This is a genomic window from Vreelandella sedimenti, from assembly GCF_013416325.1.
Classification (GTDB): domain Bacteria; phylum Pseudomonadota; class Gammaproteobacteria; order Pseudomonadales; family Halomonadaceae; genus Vreelandella; species Vreelandella sedimenti.
Genome location: NZ_JACCGK010000012.1, coordinates 154,055 through 168,720 on the forward strand (window position 1 = coordinate 154,055; position 14,666 = coordinate 168,720).

Consider the following 14,666-nt stretch of genomic DNA (forward strand, 5'->3'; position numbering starts at 1 on the left):
ACTTTATATGCCTATTACAGAGAATCAATCGGCTGACACCGTCCTCAGCATTCGCGATCTGAACATTGCGCTCCCCAAAGGGGCGGATCGCGCCCTGGCGGTGGAGGACGTTAGCTACGAGGTGAAGCGCGGCGAAATCATGTGCGTGGTGGGCGAGTCCGGTTCCGGTAAATCGATGGCCGCCAACGCTGTGATGGGGCTGCTGCCCAAGGGCGTGAACGCCACCCATGGCGAGATACTCTTTGAAGGGCAGGATCTTCTCGCCCTAACGGAAAAGCAGCACCGCGCCCTGCGTGGGCTAAAGATCGGCATGATCTTCCAGGAGCCGATGACCGCCCTAAACCCGCTGATGCGGGTAGGCGCGCAAATTGCCGAAGTGTTCGAGGCCCACGGCCAGTTCAACCCCAAAGAGCGCCAGGCTCGCGCGCTGGAGCTGTTGATCGAAGTGGGTATTCCCCAGCCAGAGAAGGCCATTCGCGCCTACCCGTTCGAGCTTTCCGGCGGCCAGCGCCAGCGGGTCATGATCGCCATGGCGCTGGCGTTGGAGCCCATTTTACTGATTGCCGACGAGCCCACCACGGCGCTGGATGTCACCACGCAAGCGCAGATACTTGAGCTGATCCGCGACCTTCAGCAGCGGCGCGGCATGTCGGTGATGTTTATCACTCACGACTTTGGCGTGGTGGCCGAAATTGCCAATCGCGTCTGCGTCATGCGCCACGGCAAGATCGTCGAGCTGGGTGACGCCAAGTCGGTGCTTGAGAACCCTCAAGACGCCTATACCCAAGCGCTGATTGCAGCGATTCCAAGCAATGCGGTGCCGCCCCACCGTGAAACCAGCCAGGTCGCCCCGCTGCTGGAAATCAAGCAGCTAAATAAGGTCTTTCGCTCCCGAGGCGGTTGGCTTAAACCTGCCCGGGAAGTGCGTGCCCTTGAGGATGTATCGCTCACCTTGGCGCGGGGTGAAACGGTGGGCATCGTAGGCGAATCCGGTTCCGGAAAGTCCACCCTCGGGCGCTGCGTGGTGCGTTTGGAGCACCCCGACAGCGGCGAACTGCTGTTGGATGGGGTGAACCTTTCCCAGCTCAAAGGCGATGCGCTGCGCCGAGAACGCCACCGGGTGCAGATGATATTCCAAGACCCCTACGCCTCGCTCAACCCACGCACCAAAGTGGGCATGGCGATTGCTCAGGGGCCAATTGCCAACGGCACGCCCAAAGCTGCAGCGCTCAAGCAGGCGGGCGAGCTGCTCGACATGGTGGGCTTGGGCGCCAGCGCCGTGGAGCGTTTCCCCCACGAGTTTTCCGGTGGCCAGCGCCAGCGCATCGGTATTGCCCGAGCACTAGCGCTTAATCCCGAACTGATCGTGGCGGATGAGGCCGTTTCAGCCCTGGATGTTTCGATTCAAGCCCAGGTACTGGAACTGCTGGAAGAGTTGAAGCAGCGGCTGTCGCTTTCGCTGCTGTTCATCACCCACGACCTGCGCGTCGCCGCGCATATCTGCGACCGCATAGTGGTCATGCAGCACGGCCGCATCGTCGAGCAAGGTAGCGCCGAGCAGATTTTCCTCGCCCCGCGTGAGGCGTATACCCAGGATCTGCTCAAGGCAATTCCCGGCCGCGAAGCCCCCGTGGCAGCGACAGCGTAATTTGTCGGATAGGAAAGACAAGCTAAGGAAAACACATGCAAATAACCCTGGAGGCGCTGCGCGCCATTGTTGGCCCTGGCCATGTATTGACCGGCGATGATGTGCACAGCCGCCGCGTGGATTGGATGACCGGCGCCCCCTGCCAGGCTGGGGCGATTGTTCGCCCGGCGGATACCGAGCAGCTTTCCAAAGTGATGCGCGCCTGCTATGAGTTGCAGCAGCCGGTGGTCACCCACGGCGGATTAACCGGGTTGGTGCACGGTGCAGAAGCTAGCCCGGATGAGCTGGTGATTTCCCTGGAACGTATGAGCGCGATTGAAGCGATTGACCAGGTGGGCGGCACGCTCACCGTGCAGGCGGGGGCACCGCTGCAGCGGGTTCAGGAAGCTGCGAAAGAGGTCGGCCTGCAGTTCCCGCTGGATCTGGGCGCTCGGGGCAGTTGTACCATTGGCGGCAATATCGCCACCAATGCCGGTGGCGTTCGGGTGATCCGCTACGGCATGATGCGCCAGCAGGTACTCGGCCTGGAAGCGGTCATGGCCGATGGCCGCGTGGTCAGCTCCATGAACCACATGTTGAAAAACAACGCCGGTTTCGATTTAAAACAGCTGTTTATCGGTAGCGAAGGCACCCTGGGAATTGTGACCCGCGCGGTGCTGCGCTTGCAGCCACCTACCCCCAGCGAGCAAACGGCGATGGTGGCCTGCCCCTCGTTTGAGGCACTCACCGGGCTGCTCAGCCATATGGGCAAAGCGCTTGGCGGAGGCCTCGGCGCTTTTGAGGTGATGTGGCAAAACCACTACCGGCTGCTCACTGAAACCCTGGGCCGCCACACCCCGCCGATTGCCACTGAACATCCGTTTTATGTGATCATTGATTCCCTGGGCAGCGACGCCGAGCGCAACGCCAACCAGTTCAGCGAAGCCTTAGAAAGTGCGTTAGAGAGCGAGCTGATTGTCGATGCGGTGATTGCGCAGTCGACTACCCAGCGCGATGGGCTATGGGCGATTCGGGAGGATATTGAGGGGCTGGTCAAAGGCTTGGCGCCGGTGCTTACCTTCGATGTCAGCCTGCCGATTGCCGATATGCAGCGCTACACCAATGCCTTGGAAGCGCAGCTAACCCAGCGCTGGCCCGAGGCGCGTTTGGTGGTCTTTGGCCACCTGGGCGATGGCAATCTGCATATTTCCGTTAGCGTGGGGAGCGCCAAGGTCGAGGTGCGCCGTGAAGTGGAAGCCATGGTCTATCAGCCGCTGGAGGTACTTGGCGGCTCGGTTTCCGCCGAACACGGCATTGGCCTGGAGAAGCGCCCCTGGCTGAGCACCTGCCGCTCCAGCACCGAGATCGAGCTGATGCGGGTCCTCAAGCAAGCGCTCGACCCGCTCAAGCTTTTAAATCGCGGTAAAGTACTTCAATAAACGTTTTAAGTTACTCATTAACACTGTTTTAGGACTTACCATGCCCTGCCAAAGCACGCCCCGTTATCCCGAGCACTTAACTGGCGAAGGCCCGCATAACCCCTTTCCAGGTATCAAAGTATTAGAGCGCCGCATTGGAAAGGAGATCCCCCACCGGCTGGGCTCTAACGAAGGCCTGGATATGCCCCACCGCGCCCTGCGCGAACACTTTGGCGATGCCCTGGCCGAACACGTTTACTGCTACGGCGATGCCGAAGCGCTGGGTGTGCGACAACGCTTGAGCGCACAGCAAGGTATTGCGCTGGAAACGATGCTGGTAGATGCCGGTGCCGATAGTTTAATCGCCCTGGCCCTGCGCACCACCTGCGAGCCGGGGGAAACCGTGGTGAGCACCGCAGGCACCTACCCCACCTTGGGCTATTTTGCCAAAGGCCAGGGCTGCCGCCTGATTGAGCCCAGTTACTATGAAGCGCCGGGCGCGCTGGCCCCCGATCTGGAAGCCCTTATCGCAGCGGCGCATCAGGAAAACGCGCGGCTGGTCTATCTGGCCAACCCGGACAACCCCAGCGGCCACTTACATGGCGACAGCGCCATTCTCAAGCTGCGCGAGGCGTTGCCCGACACCTGCTGGCTGCTGCTGGATGAAGCCTATGGGGATTTTCGTGATGACGCTGGCAGCGAGTTCGCTGCCAAAGCAATACCGGGAGTGATTCGCCTGCGCACGCTTTCCAAAGCCCACGGCTTGGCGGGCCTGCGCGTTGGCTACGCCATCGCCGACCCTGACGTGCTGGCGATGATGATGAAAGTACGTATTCACTACGCGGTATCGTCATTGACCCTAGCCGCCGCCGAAGTGGTACTCGACCACCCTGACGAGGTTCACCAACACGTCGCCGATGTGAAAGCGCGCCGTGAGCAGTTGGCTGAGCACTTTCGCGCACTTGGTGCCGACGTACTCCCCAGCGCCACCAACTTTATCGGCATTCGCCTACCCAGCGCCGGCCTCGCCGCCGAGGTACATCAGCAACTGCTCGCTGAAGGCGTTTTGGTCGCTCGTTTGGCGCATCCAGAGCTTGCCAATGTGATACGTATTACGGCAGTACAAGCAGCGCTGGAGCCGGGGAGATTGGCGACTCTCGAACAGGCTATTACAGAACACGCATGATTAAATGGGTAAATCTGCTCAGTAGGTGCGAGGGCAGGTTGGAGCGAGGGTCTTTCGCCCAGGGCCGGAAAATGTTCCCGACAATTCCGGCATTTCCGCCATCCATGGCGGTCAGATGGCGAAAGCAGCGCCCAGGGATGGGTTCACAGCGCCCTCGCGGAAACCTGCCCTCGCACCGGGGCATGCTGATTACCCGCCACACTAGCCCTAAGGTGTTAACCAATGCCGGAAGTCATCCAACTCACCCCGCACCGCTTGGCGATATAAGCCCTGCAGTTGAGCCGTAACGCTATCAGAGCTGATCGGCTCGTTGACAGGCGGCGCACCCGCTCGGGTGCCGATATGGCGACCATCCAGCTCGCGCAGCGGCAGTATCTCAGCGGCGGTGCCGGTTAAGAACACCTCATCGGCGGTATACAGCTCGTCGCGGGTAATCCGCCGCTCGCGCACCTCAATACCCAGCACTTTTTGCGCCAGCTGAATCACGCTGTCCCGGGTGATGCCTTGAAGGCATGAGGTCACTTCCGGGGTGTGCAGCACGCCGTCGCGGAGCAAGAAGACGTTAGCCGCCGAGGCTTCAGCCACATAGCCCTCCGGGTCGAGCATGATGGTTTCATCGAACCCGGCTTTGATCGCCGTGTTCAGTGCCAGTATCGAGTTGACGTAGTGGCCGTTGGTTTTCGCCCGGCAGAGGCTGATATTGACGTGGTGGCGCGCCCAGGAAGAGGTCAGCGCACGCAAGCCGTGAGTGGCGGACTGGGGCGAGATGTAGGGCCCCAAATCCCAGGCGGCCACCATGACGTGGGTGGTTAATCCTTGAGCACGCAATCCCATTCCTTCCGCGCCGAAAAATACCGTGGGCTTGAGATAGGCGCTGCTCAGGTTGTTTTTCGCCAGGCACTGGCGCTGGGCGTCGATCAGCTCCGCTTCACTAAACGGCAGCGGCATATCCAGCGAATGAGCACTTTCTGCCAAGCGGCGGGTATGTTCCGCAGCACGAAATAGATGCGTGCCGCTGGGACCAGCGTAGGCGCGCACGCCCTCAAAACAGCCCATGCCGTAGTGCAGCGTGTGGGTAAGGATGTGCACCTTGGCCTCACGCCACTCCAGCCACTTGCCATCCTGCCAAATCCAGCCTTCGCGGTCATAAAGCGGTGTCATCGGGTTGTTTGCTCCCACTGTTGGCACCAGCCATCGATCAACGTCTGCTGGTGCGGTTGCAGGGCCTGATAGCCCCAGGCGGCAATTTCATCGTTTTGCGGGTCGGGCACGGCAATGGCGCTGCCTGCCAGGGTTTGGATCACCGCGTGGCCGCAGAGCGGCACATAGCCTTCTGAATAGCCGCCTTCGTGCACAAACACCAGCTTGCCTTCGCAGCATCGATCCGCCAGCGCTTTGAGCTGGGCGGTCATGGTGGCGAACGCTTGGCTATTGAGTAGCATCTTGCCTAGTGGATCCTTGGCGCAGGCGTCGTAACCGCAGGCCACTACGATGAGTTCGGGGTTAAAGGCTTCCAACGCGGGCAGCACCAGTTTTTCCATGGCGTAGGAGTAGGCACCCAGGCCGCAGCCCGGTGGCAGCGGCAGGTTGAGATTAGCGCCTAGGCCTGCACCTTCGCCCTGCTCGTCAAAGCTGCCGGTTTCCAGCGGATAGTTAGCCGCCTGATGGAGTGAAACGGTCAATACATCGGGATCGCCATAAAACGCCGTCTGCTGACCGTTGCCATGGTGAACATCCCAATCGAGTATCGCCACACGGTTAACCTGCCCCAAGGCGCGGGCGCGCATCACCGCCACGGGGATATTACCCAGCAGGCAGAACCCACGGCCCTGGTCGGCTTCGGCATGGTGCCCCGGCGGGCGGCATAGGGCGTAGGCGTGGCTCACCTCACCCTGCGCCACGGCTTCTACAGCGGCGATAGCTAACCCTACAGATTGGGTCGCCGCTGCCCAACTGCCCGGCATATAGGGTGCGCAGTCGCCACCATTGCCGCCCCTGGCTTTATCCCCTGTCTGCAGTTCATCCAGATAACGCGGGGTGTGAAAACGCAGCAGGTCAGTAAGCGAAGCGGCGGCTGGTTTCACCACTTGAAGCTCGTCAATCAGGCCGCTGACTTCAAGGATGTTTTTCAGGCGTCGTTTACTTTCCGGGCTTTCCGAGGCGGCCTGGGGCTGCAAAAACTCACCCGGCGCGGAAAATACCCCAATCGCGCCCAGATCGTGCCAAAAGCAGCGTTCGTGCCAATAAAAACCGGTTCTGCTCATGCCGTAAAACCCTGCATAAAAGCGGTCAGATTGGCGCTTAGATGTTCAGTGGGGTAACCGCCCTCCTGAATAATCACCATGGGTAGCGAGAGCGCCGCCAAGCGTTTGCCTACCTCGACAAATGCCTCGGTTTCCACCGTAAGCCCCGCTAGCGGGTCATCTTTGTGAGCGTCTAACCCGAGCGCTACTACCACGGCATCCGGCTCATAGCGCTGCAGGTGATCAATTAGAATCGCCAAGGCGTCGAGATAAACATCACCGTCACCGCCTAACGGTAGCGGCAGATTAACATTAGCCCCCTCGCCTTCTCCGCTGCCGGTCTCATCAGCGCCGCCCCAAAAGAACGGGTAGAAGTCGCTGGGATCAACGTGGAGTGAGCCTGTCCAGACATCGCCACGATCATAAAAAATATCCTGGGTGCCGTTGCCGTGGTGCAGATCCACATCGATGATCGCCACTTTGGCAAAGCGTTCACGCAGCACGGTCGCCGCCAGCGCTGAATTATTCAGCAGGCAAAAGCCCCCAGCGCGCTCCGGCCCGGCATGGTGACCCGGCGGGCGGCACAGCGCATAGGCCGTTGGAGTGCCATTCAGCACTTCTTCTGCTGCGGCTTCAGCGCTCGCCGCCGAGGCCAGCGCGCCTTGAAAGCTCGTCTCGCTTAGCGGGCAGGCCATATCGTGCAAATGCCAGCCCGCTTGCCCAATCGGGTGGCGCGGGTAGTGGTGGCCACCGCCGCAAGGGTGAATGTTTGGCGCAACCACTTCCGCCGCATTGGGCAGCGCCTGCCAGCGAGCGTAAATGGTGTCCAAAAAAGTGAGGTAACGCGGCGTATGTATCTGTTCCAGGCGCTTGCGCAGCTTAGGCGAATCGACCTCGGCAGGTGTGGACAGGGTCAGCCCTGCCGTTGCCAGCCCCTGGGTAAGCAGCTCAGCGCGCACCGGCCCTTCCGGCGAAGGCACGGGCTGGCCGCGCAGCAGAAAAGTCGGCGGCGCATGCATCGCCTGGTCAGGGTGATAAAAACACTTCATGGGTCGCAGTCCTTAGCTAAATTACAGCAGTGACGGAATCCAGGTAGAGAGCGCCGGAAACGCCGCCAGCAACACAATCACCACCACAAACGACACGTAAAACGGCAGCGAGGCCACGATTGCCCGTTCATAAGGCACCTCGGCTATTCGCGCGGCGGTCATCAGCGTCATCCCCACTGGCGGTGTCACATTGGAGATATTGAGCACCACGATCATCAGGATCGCGAAGTGGAGCGGGTCAAAGCCCAGCTGGATCATTGCTGGCACCAGCACCGGTGCAATGACCACCAGTGCGGGCAGCACATCCATCACCGTGCCAATCACCAAGAGTAGCAGACACACCAGCATCAGTTGCACAAAGGCCGCATCGCTCAAAGTGGTGATCATGCTGGCCGCATCCCTGGCTATCCCTGAGCGGGTAACGAACCAGCCCAATACCGCCGAGGTGGCTAACAGGAAAAAAACCACGCCAGAGAAGCGCACCGTGGTCACCAGCGCATCCCAGATTTTGCGCCAGGTGAGATTACGGTAGAAGACCACGCCAATCACGATGGCGTACACCGCCGCAAAGCCCGAAGCTTCGGTAATCGTGGTGAGACCCGAGAGAATCCCGCCAAGAATAATCAGCGGCACCACCATGGCAGGCAGCGCGACTAACAGTGCAATGATGGCCGCCTTAAAGGGTGTAGGAGCCTGTTTCGGGTAGTTGCGCTTCCAGGCCAGGAAGAAGCTGACGCCCAGCAGTGCCAGCGCCATCAACAGGCCAGGAATAATACCACCGGCAAACAGGTCAATCACCGAAATATCCCGCAGCAGTGTGGCGTACACCACCATCACCACGCTGGGGGGAATAATCGGCCCGATGATGGAAGAACAGGCGGTAACCGCAGCGGCGTATTCGGCATCGTAGCCCTGCTTTTTCATCTCAGGAATCATGATTTTGCCGATGGCGACGGTATCGGTGACCGCCGCGCCGGTGAGTCCCGCAAAGAACACCGAGACTGAGATATTAACGTGGGAGAGTGACCCGCGCACCCGGCCGAACAGCGCATTGTTGAAGGCGATCAGCTTGTGGGTCAGCCCGCCCTGGTTCATCAGCTCAGCGGTGAAAATAAAGTAGGGCACGGCAATCAGCAGAAAGCCGGAGACGCCGGAGAACATGCGGTCGGCAATGATGCCGAGCATGCGCTCTCCCCCAATGGCAAAGCCACCCGCCAGCCCCGACATGGCCATCACTACCGCTACCGGCGCACCGATAAACAGCAGCACGACAAACGCAATAATTGCAGGGGTCATGAGCGGTGTTCCCCGTCAGTGGTGTCGATGAGTTCGCCAATCACGTCCTGCTCATCAATGAAGTGCTCCAGCAGAGCAAAACCATGCACCAGATGCAGCAGCATGAGGATGCCACTGAGAGGCACCACAATAGCGGTCACCTTGCTGGGAATGCGGATTTGATCGGAGACCATGTAGACCTGGGTGGCACTGGTGAAGTAATCCCAGCCGTACCACGTCAGCATCAGTGCAAACAGGCCAATCACCGCCAGGCAGAGCCCGGCAGCCACTTGCACCATCACTCTGGGCAAGCTGCGAACCAGCAGGGTCATGGTGACGTGCTCGCCATAGCGCAGCGAAATCGTCATGGAAAGAAAGCCGATCCAGGGCAGAAACAGCCGCGCCAGCGAGTAAGTCCAGCTAAGCGTGCTGCCGGTGATCAGCTTGTAGAGAAACGCAGTGAACGAGATGCCCAGCATCGCCAGAATACAGCCCACACACACCACGATGGCCACCTGATTGACGAGGTCGCTCACGCGGCGCAAAGGAGTTAAAACGCCCATGGTTTTTCCTCACGCGGGGGCCTCACATCACCCCAGCGTATATCGTTCGCTAACCGTGATTGGCTCTGTTTTTTGGACCCAGCTTTATTGGCCCTGCATTTATTGACCATAAGTGCGGTAGTCGTCTTCTGCCAACTGCTGGCCGACGCGTTCAACTTCGTCAAGCAGCCCCTGGACGCGGGCTTCGTCCATGCCGAAGTCATCGACGATCCACTCCTGCCAAGCGGGACGAGCAATTTCCGCCATCCGCTCACGCTCGGCGTCGGGCATCAGGTAGCACTCTTCAAAGCGCTCACAGGACTCCACCCAGCTCGCAGTGGCCAAGGCACCAGACATACCGTGGCTCAGTTGAATCGCTTCCCGGGCGGAGCTGATCACCGCCTGCTGATGCTCTTCGGGCAGCGACTGGTACCAAGACTCGCTGACCACCCAGGGGGCGCTGTTATACACATGCCCGGTGAGCGTGGTGTAGTCAGTCACCGCATCAAAATTGAAGGTGGTGTTGAGCACCGGCGCATTGAACTGACCATCGGCAAGTCCGGTTTCCAGCGCGGTGATTAGCTCGCCCCAGGGCAGCGGGGTGGCCGAAGCGCCTAGCGAGCGCATGATTGCCACGTGGGCAGGGTTCTCTTCGGTACGAATATTGAGGCCTTCTAAATCCTCGACGGTCTCAATCAAGCGCACGTTATTAGTGAAGGCGACGAAGCCACCGCCATCGTCGAAGGTACCCAGGTAACGCATGTCGGCGGCTTCGACGGTGCCGGACATAAAATCGGCGAACCATTCGCTATCAAAGAAACTCCACGCCTGACGCCAGTTGGTAAACAGGAAAGGCGCCGTGACGACTTGGTAGTCTTCGTAGAAGGATGACATCGCCCCTGCAGACATAATCGTCGACTGCAGCGTTCGCCCGCCCTGCACTTCCGAGCCGTTTTCCACCTCGGAGCCTAGCTGGCCGCCGCCGAAGATCGTGACCTCAATATCCCCGTCAGTTCGCGCCTCCACCAGGTTCTTGAAATGCACCAGTGCCGGATAGATTTCGTTATTGCTCATATCCTCTGGCAACTGCGTAGCGATCACCATTTCATAGGATTGCGCTTGGGCATTGGCGCTGGCAATAGCCAACGGGAGCGCCGCCAGGGCGGCGATAAGCAAGGATTGATTAGCTTTCATAACATGCCTCGTTTTGGTTATTGGCCGGTCTTCGTTATGAGTGGCGTTGCTACCCATCGGGTAGCGATGGTGTTGTTAATACGATTATTATTAAAAAGTCATGACTGTTCCGGTAGCGACTCCCACACTTCAATGGCGGCGGCTAAATCTTCCAGGGAAGCGCCTACCGATTTGAAGAGCGTGATGGCGTCCGGTGCGGAGCGCCCCGATTTAGTCCCTGCCAGCACCTCAGCAAGCTCCGCCTTAATCTGGTCGAACTGGAATTCGCCCTCTTCAATGGCTTGCAGGATGTCGCCCGCCTCGCCTTTGGCACCGGCGTAGGTGTCTACAAATACTTCTGAACGGCGCAGACACAGCGCATCGGTTTCGCGCATCTGTGGTCGAAACGCGCCGATCAGATCCAGGTGAGTGCCGGGCGTTAGCCACTCACCTTTAATCAGCGGCTGATTGGAGAGCGTTACGCAGCTAATGATGTCCGCCTCAGCGACAGCATCCGCCAACTCCTCCACCACATGGGTTTCGAAGCGTTCGGCGTACTCGTCGGCAATCGCAGCCGCTTTGTTGGGATTGCGGCCCCAGATCAGCACGCGTTTGATGGGGCGTACGCTGGCGTGAGCCTCGACCACCATGGGCGCTAACTTGCCCGTACCCACCACCAGTAGCGTTTCTGCGTTTTCATTGGCCAAGGCTTGAGCGGCCAGCGCGGAGGCCGCCGCCGTGCGACGCCGGGTTAGCTCGCTGCCATCGATACACGCCAGCGGCTGGCCGTGCTTGCCCTCGCTGAGCAAGTAAAGCCCAGAGATTGCCGGGATACCGTGGTCGGCGTTTTGCGGAAACACGTTGACCATTTTCACGCCGATGTAACCCGCCGCTTCCCAGGCGGGCATTAGCAGCATGGTGGCTTCACCATCTGGCCGGTGCATCGCATGGTGATGGCGGGGAGGAGACTCCACGCCATTCACGAACGTTGTGTGTAGCCGCTTGATCAAGCCATCCCACGTTAGGTGGCGAGTGACCTCTTGGGCAGAAACAACCCGCATATCAGGCCTCCGGCAGCGCGGCTACCACCATGATTTCCACTTTCCACTCGGGTTTTGCGAGCTGGGCTTCAAGCGCTGCACGCACGGGCGGGCGGCCAGGCACCACCCAGGCATCCCAAGCGGCGTTCATTTGGTCAAACTCCGCCATGCTGGTGACCCAGATTTGCGCTGAAATCAGATGCTCTTTTGAGGTGCCCGCTTGGGCTAGCAGTTGATCGATACGCGCAAGCACCTGCTCGGTTTGGCCGCGCATATCCGCTGTGGCATCAGGAGGAACCTGGCCCGCAAGGTAAACGGTGCCGTTGTGAATCGCCACTTGGCTCATACGTGCATTGCTGTCTTGATAGGTAACGCCCATGGTGTTGCTCCTTGAAAGCGGTGCTGCTGATATAAATGGTTTTGATATAGGGGATTAGTCAAAGACTAAAGCGCTAGCAGGCAAATTACTTGCCCGAAGCTGAGGTAGATTTGCCCGCAAGTCATGCAGGCAAGAAAATTTTATCACTATCGGTTCGGCGAGGGGCTAATGGCCAGATGAGAGCCTAACGATCTGAAGAAGGGGAAAGCTCGAAATAACGTCGATAGGCGCGGGAAAAACTGCCTTGATCGCGAAAGCCAACCAGCATGGCGATATGCCCCAGGCTGAGCGTGCTATGGCGAACCAGTGTGCGGGCATGCTCTAAGCGCCTGCGCTGTACATAGGCCAGCGGCGTCACGCCGGTCAGCTCGCGAAAGCAGGAGTGAAAGTGGCCTGGGCTCAAGGCACACAAAGCAGCTAACTGCTCCACGCGGATCTCATCGGCAAGATGCTGATCCAACCAGGCATCCAAACGCGCAAGATCCAGGCGTTCGCTAATACAGTGTTGGCCCAACTGCCCAACCGCTGTGGAAGAGGTGTCATGCAGATACATGGTCAGCGCGCGTAACAGCAGAATCGCAATTTCGTTCTGTAGCGCGGGGCACTGTTCAAGCTGATTCGCCAGGGCGTGGGTAAGCTGGTTTAACGCGGGGGGTACGCTGAAAAAACGCGGTTTATCGAACAGGCGCTCAATCTCGCTGCCTTTCTCAAGAGAAGCTAACTGGGCAACGGGTATATCCAACACTAAGGTACGATTGCTGCCATCACCCTGGTACTCGTGGTGGCGCGACGAGGGAATCAGACACCCACGGCGAGCGGTAACCCGCTCCCCCTGACCTTCCATCGAAAGCTCCGTAACACCACAAGTGGCCAGAATAAGTTGATGGAAGTCGTGGGTATGGGCCACCTGCTCTTGGGCTAAATTGCGGCTATGCAGCTCAAAATGGGCCATAGTGGGGTACCGTCTGTACGTCGAAGGCTATTTCAGCACTATAAAACGGCTAAGCAACAAAAAGCGAGGGTACAGCCAACTGTGGGCTAACGCTCTTCCGGGTAAGTGCACGGTATTTACTAAGCGCACTGGCTGTCATCCGCCAGTCATGGACTCAAGATAGCTTGTTCGTAAGCTGCCACAAGAGTCAAAACAACATGCCACAGCGCCGACGCCCCTCTCTCAGCTCTCCTCTCAGTGACCAGGAAGTCACGGCCCTAACTCAATTAGCCAACGGCAATGCCCTACACCTACAGCGTGAAGCTGAACGCGAGGCGCAGCTAGCATCAGCTTTGACGCTGTTTCACTCAGCGGCGTCAACGACCGAGACGCCGTTGAGCGGTATGAAGATACTGATGATTTCGGATGCCTACTTCCCCCGCGTTAATGGAGTTTCCACCTCCATCGCCAGTTTTCGCGGCGCCCTTGAGCGTTTGGGTCACTCGGTCACGCTGATCTGCCCCGATTATCCCGTGGGCCAAGTTGACGAACCGGGCGTATTGCGCATTCGCTCGCACCAGGTACCCGGCGATCCGGAGGATCGCATGATGCGCTATCGGGACTTGATCGCCCTGACTCCGCAGCTTGCCGCTGAAGCCTTTGACCTTATTCATGTCCACACCCCCTTTACCGCCCACTATGCCGGTGTAGCGCTGGGTCGTCGGCTCGGGCTTCCGGTGGTTGCGACCTACCACACCCTGTTTGAGGAGTATGTTCACCACTATATCCGTTGGCTTCCACGACGCTGGCTGCGACTTGCCGCGCGTCGTCTTTCAGTGCACCAGTGTCAGCAGCTCGACGCTTTGGTCGCTCCTTCACGGGCCATGCAGGAAGCCCTTACCCGCTACGGAGTGACCACGCCCTCCACGGTCATTCCCACCGGTTTGTCGCTGGAGTCTTTCTGCCACTCTCAGGGAGCCCAGGATGATAGCGATTTTCGTGCTCATTACGATCTGCCCCAAGAAGCACGCTTGCTGCTCTATGTTGGCCGCGCCGCCTTTGAGAAGAACATCGATTTTCTGATCGATATGCTGCCCAAGGTATTAGCCGAACACCCCAACACCCGGCTGATCATTACCGGCGAAGGCCCGGCCCATGACTCGCTTGTCCGGCGCGCCCAGGAAGTTGGCGTGGCAGAATCGGTGCTGTTCCTCGGCTATCTCGACCGCAGCGGCCCGCTGCAAGCCGCCTACCGCGCCGCCGACGTTTTTGTGTTTGCGTCACGCACTGAAACCCAGGGGCTGGTACTGCTGGAAGCGATGGCACTAGGGACGCCGGTGGTCTCCACCGCCATGATGGGCACGCTGGATGTACTAAAAGAAGGAGAGGGCTGCCTAATCGCCGAGGATAACCACGGCAACTTCGCCATCAAGGTCAACCGCCTGCTAAGCGATAACGCCCTGCGCCAACAGCTCGCCGAACGCGCCCAAACCTACGCCGCTAGCTGGCATGAAGATGCCAAAAGTACCGAGCTGGTTGCTCTTTATCGAAAGCTTGCGGCTGAGCGTTTGGATCATGGGAGTTAGTACTAACCAGAACGCCGTTGGCACTTTAGCGATTTTGGTAACTAAAGAGGCATAGCGATGATTACTGAAACACTGAGGGCAGAGCGGCTGCAAAAGGGATCGTGATTACTGGTATGAGTGAAAGGAAAGCCATCAATATTCGTGGCAAGCTTCGAGAACGTCCACACGTACCTATGGTGGCAACCTGTACCTTTTTCTCTACTGGAATTGTTCTAAC

General features: G+C 59.0%; 13 protein-coding genes. 4 read left to right on the forward strand and 9 right to left on the reverse strand.

Annotated features, from left to right (window positions below; translation table 11 throughout):
• Positions 1-7: 7 nt before the first annotated feature.
• From HZU72_RS14835 to HZU72_RS14845, 3 genes are read left to right on the forward strand one after another with little or no spacing between them, the layout of a single operon-like run.
• Entirely contained in the window at positions 8-1,648 is a 1,641-nt protein-coding gene (locus HZU72_RS14835) for an ABC transporter ATP-binding protein (RefSeq protein WP_180093404.1), read from the forward strand.
• A 35-nt stretch (positions 1,649-1,683) separates the two neighbouring features.
• Entirely contained in the window at positions 1,684-3,066 is a 1,383-nt protein-coding gene (locus HZU72_RS14840) for an FAD-binding oxidoreductase (RefSeq protein ID WP_180093406.1), read from the forward strand.
• Positions 3,067-3,106: 40 nt separating this feature from the next.
• Positions 3,107-4,231: a pyridoxal phosphate-dependent aminotransferase gene (locus HZU72_RS14845; RefSeq protein WP_180093408.1), complete on the forward strand. Its 1,125-nt coding sequence runs from the start codon at positions 3,107-3,109 to the stop codon at positions 4,229-4,231.
• A gap of 207 nt (positions 4,232-4,438) precedes the next feature.
• Here HZU72_RS14845 and HZU72_RS14850 read toward each other — a convergent pair whose 3' ends face one another.
• The 9 genes from HZU72_RS14850 to HZU72_RS14890 form a co-directional block, all read right to left on the reverse strand.
• Positions 4,439-5,392, reverse strand: a complete 954-nt coding sequence (locus HZU72_RS14850) for a branched-chain amino acid transaminase (protein WP_180093410.1) — start codon at positions 5,390-5,392, stop codon at positions 4,439-4,441.
• On the reverse strand, positions 5,389-6,495 hold the full coding sequence (locus tag HZU72_RS14855; protein ID WP_180093413.1) for a histone deacetylase-like amidohydrolase: 1,107 nt from the start codon (positions 6,493-6,495) through the stop codon (positions 5,389-5,391). The genes HZU72_RS14850 and HZU72_RS14855 overlap by 4 nt, the downstream gene beginning before the upstream one ends.
• Positions 6,492-7,523, reverse strand: coding sequence for a histone deacetylase family protein (locus HZU72_RS14860; protein ID WP_180093415.1), 1,032 nt, complete (start codon positions 7,521-7,523; stop codon positions 6,492-6,494). The genes HZU72_RS14855 and HZU72_RS14860 overlap by 4 nt, the downstream gene beginning before the upstream one ends.
• A 21-nt stretch (positions 7,524-7,544) precedes the next feature.
• The gene (locus tag HZU72_RS14865; protein WP_180093417.1) at positions 7,545-8,819 is read right to left on the reverse strand and encodes a TRAP transporter large permease; all 1,275 of its coding nucleotides are present in this window, start codon (positions 8,817-8,819) and stop codon (positions 7,545-7,547) included.
• Positions 8,816-9,361: a TRAP transporter small permease gene (locus tag HZU72_RS14870; RefSeq protein ID WP_180093419.1), complete on the reverse strand. Its 546-nt coding sequence runs from the start codon at positions 9,359-9,361 to the stop codon at positions 8,816-8,818. Before HZU72_RS14870 ends, HZU72_RS14865 begins: the two co-directional genes overlap by 4 nt.
• Positions 9,362-9,460: 99 nt before the next feature.
• Positions 9,461-10,534, reverse strand: a complete 1,074-nt coding sequence (gene dctP, locus HZU72_RS14875; RefSeq protein WP_180093421.1) for a TRAP transporter substrate-binding protein DctP — start codon at positions 10,532-10,534, stop codon at positions 9,461-9,463.
• Positions 10,535-10,632: 98 nt separating this feature from the next.
• The gene (lhpI, locus tag HZU72_RS14880; protein ID WP_180093423.1) at positions 10,633-11,574 is read right to left on the reverse strand and encodes a bifunctional Delta(1)-pyrroline-2-carboxylate/Delta(1)-piperideine-2-carboxylate reductase; all 942 of its coding nucleotides are present in this window, start codon (positions 11,572-11,574) and stop codon (positions 10,633-10,635) included.
• 1 nt (position 11,575) lies between these two features.
• Positions 11,576-11,932: a RidA family protein gene (locus tag HZU72_RS14885; RefSeq protein ID WP_008959745.1), complete on the reverse strand. Its 357-nt coding sequence runs from the start codon at positions 11,930-11,932 to the stop codon at positions 11,576-11,578.
• 184 nt (positions 11,933-12,116) lie between these two features.
• Entirely contained in the window at positions 12,117-12,884 is a 768-nt protein-coding gene (locus HZU72_RS14890; RefSeq protein ID WP_027957418.1) for a helix-turn-helix transcriptional regulator, read from the reverse strand.
• A 197-nt stretch (positions 12,885-13,081) separates the two neighbouring features.
• On the opposite strand from HZU72_RS14890, the gene HZU72_RS14895 reads away from it, so the two are divergent.
• The gene (locus tag HZU72_RS14895; protein WP_180093425.1) at positions 13,082-14,449 is read left to right on the forward strand and encodes a glycosyltransferase; all 1,368 of its coding nucleotides are present in this window, start codon (positions 13,082-13,084) and stop codon (positions 14,447-14,449) included.
• The last annotated feature ends 217 nt before the right edge of the window (positions 14,450-14,666 follow it).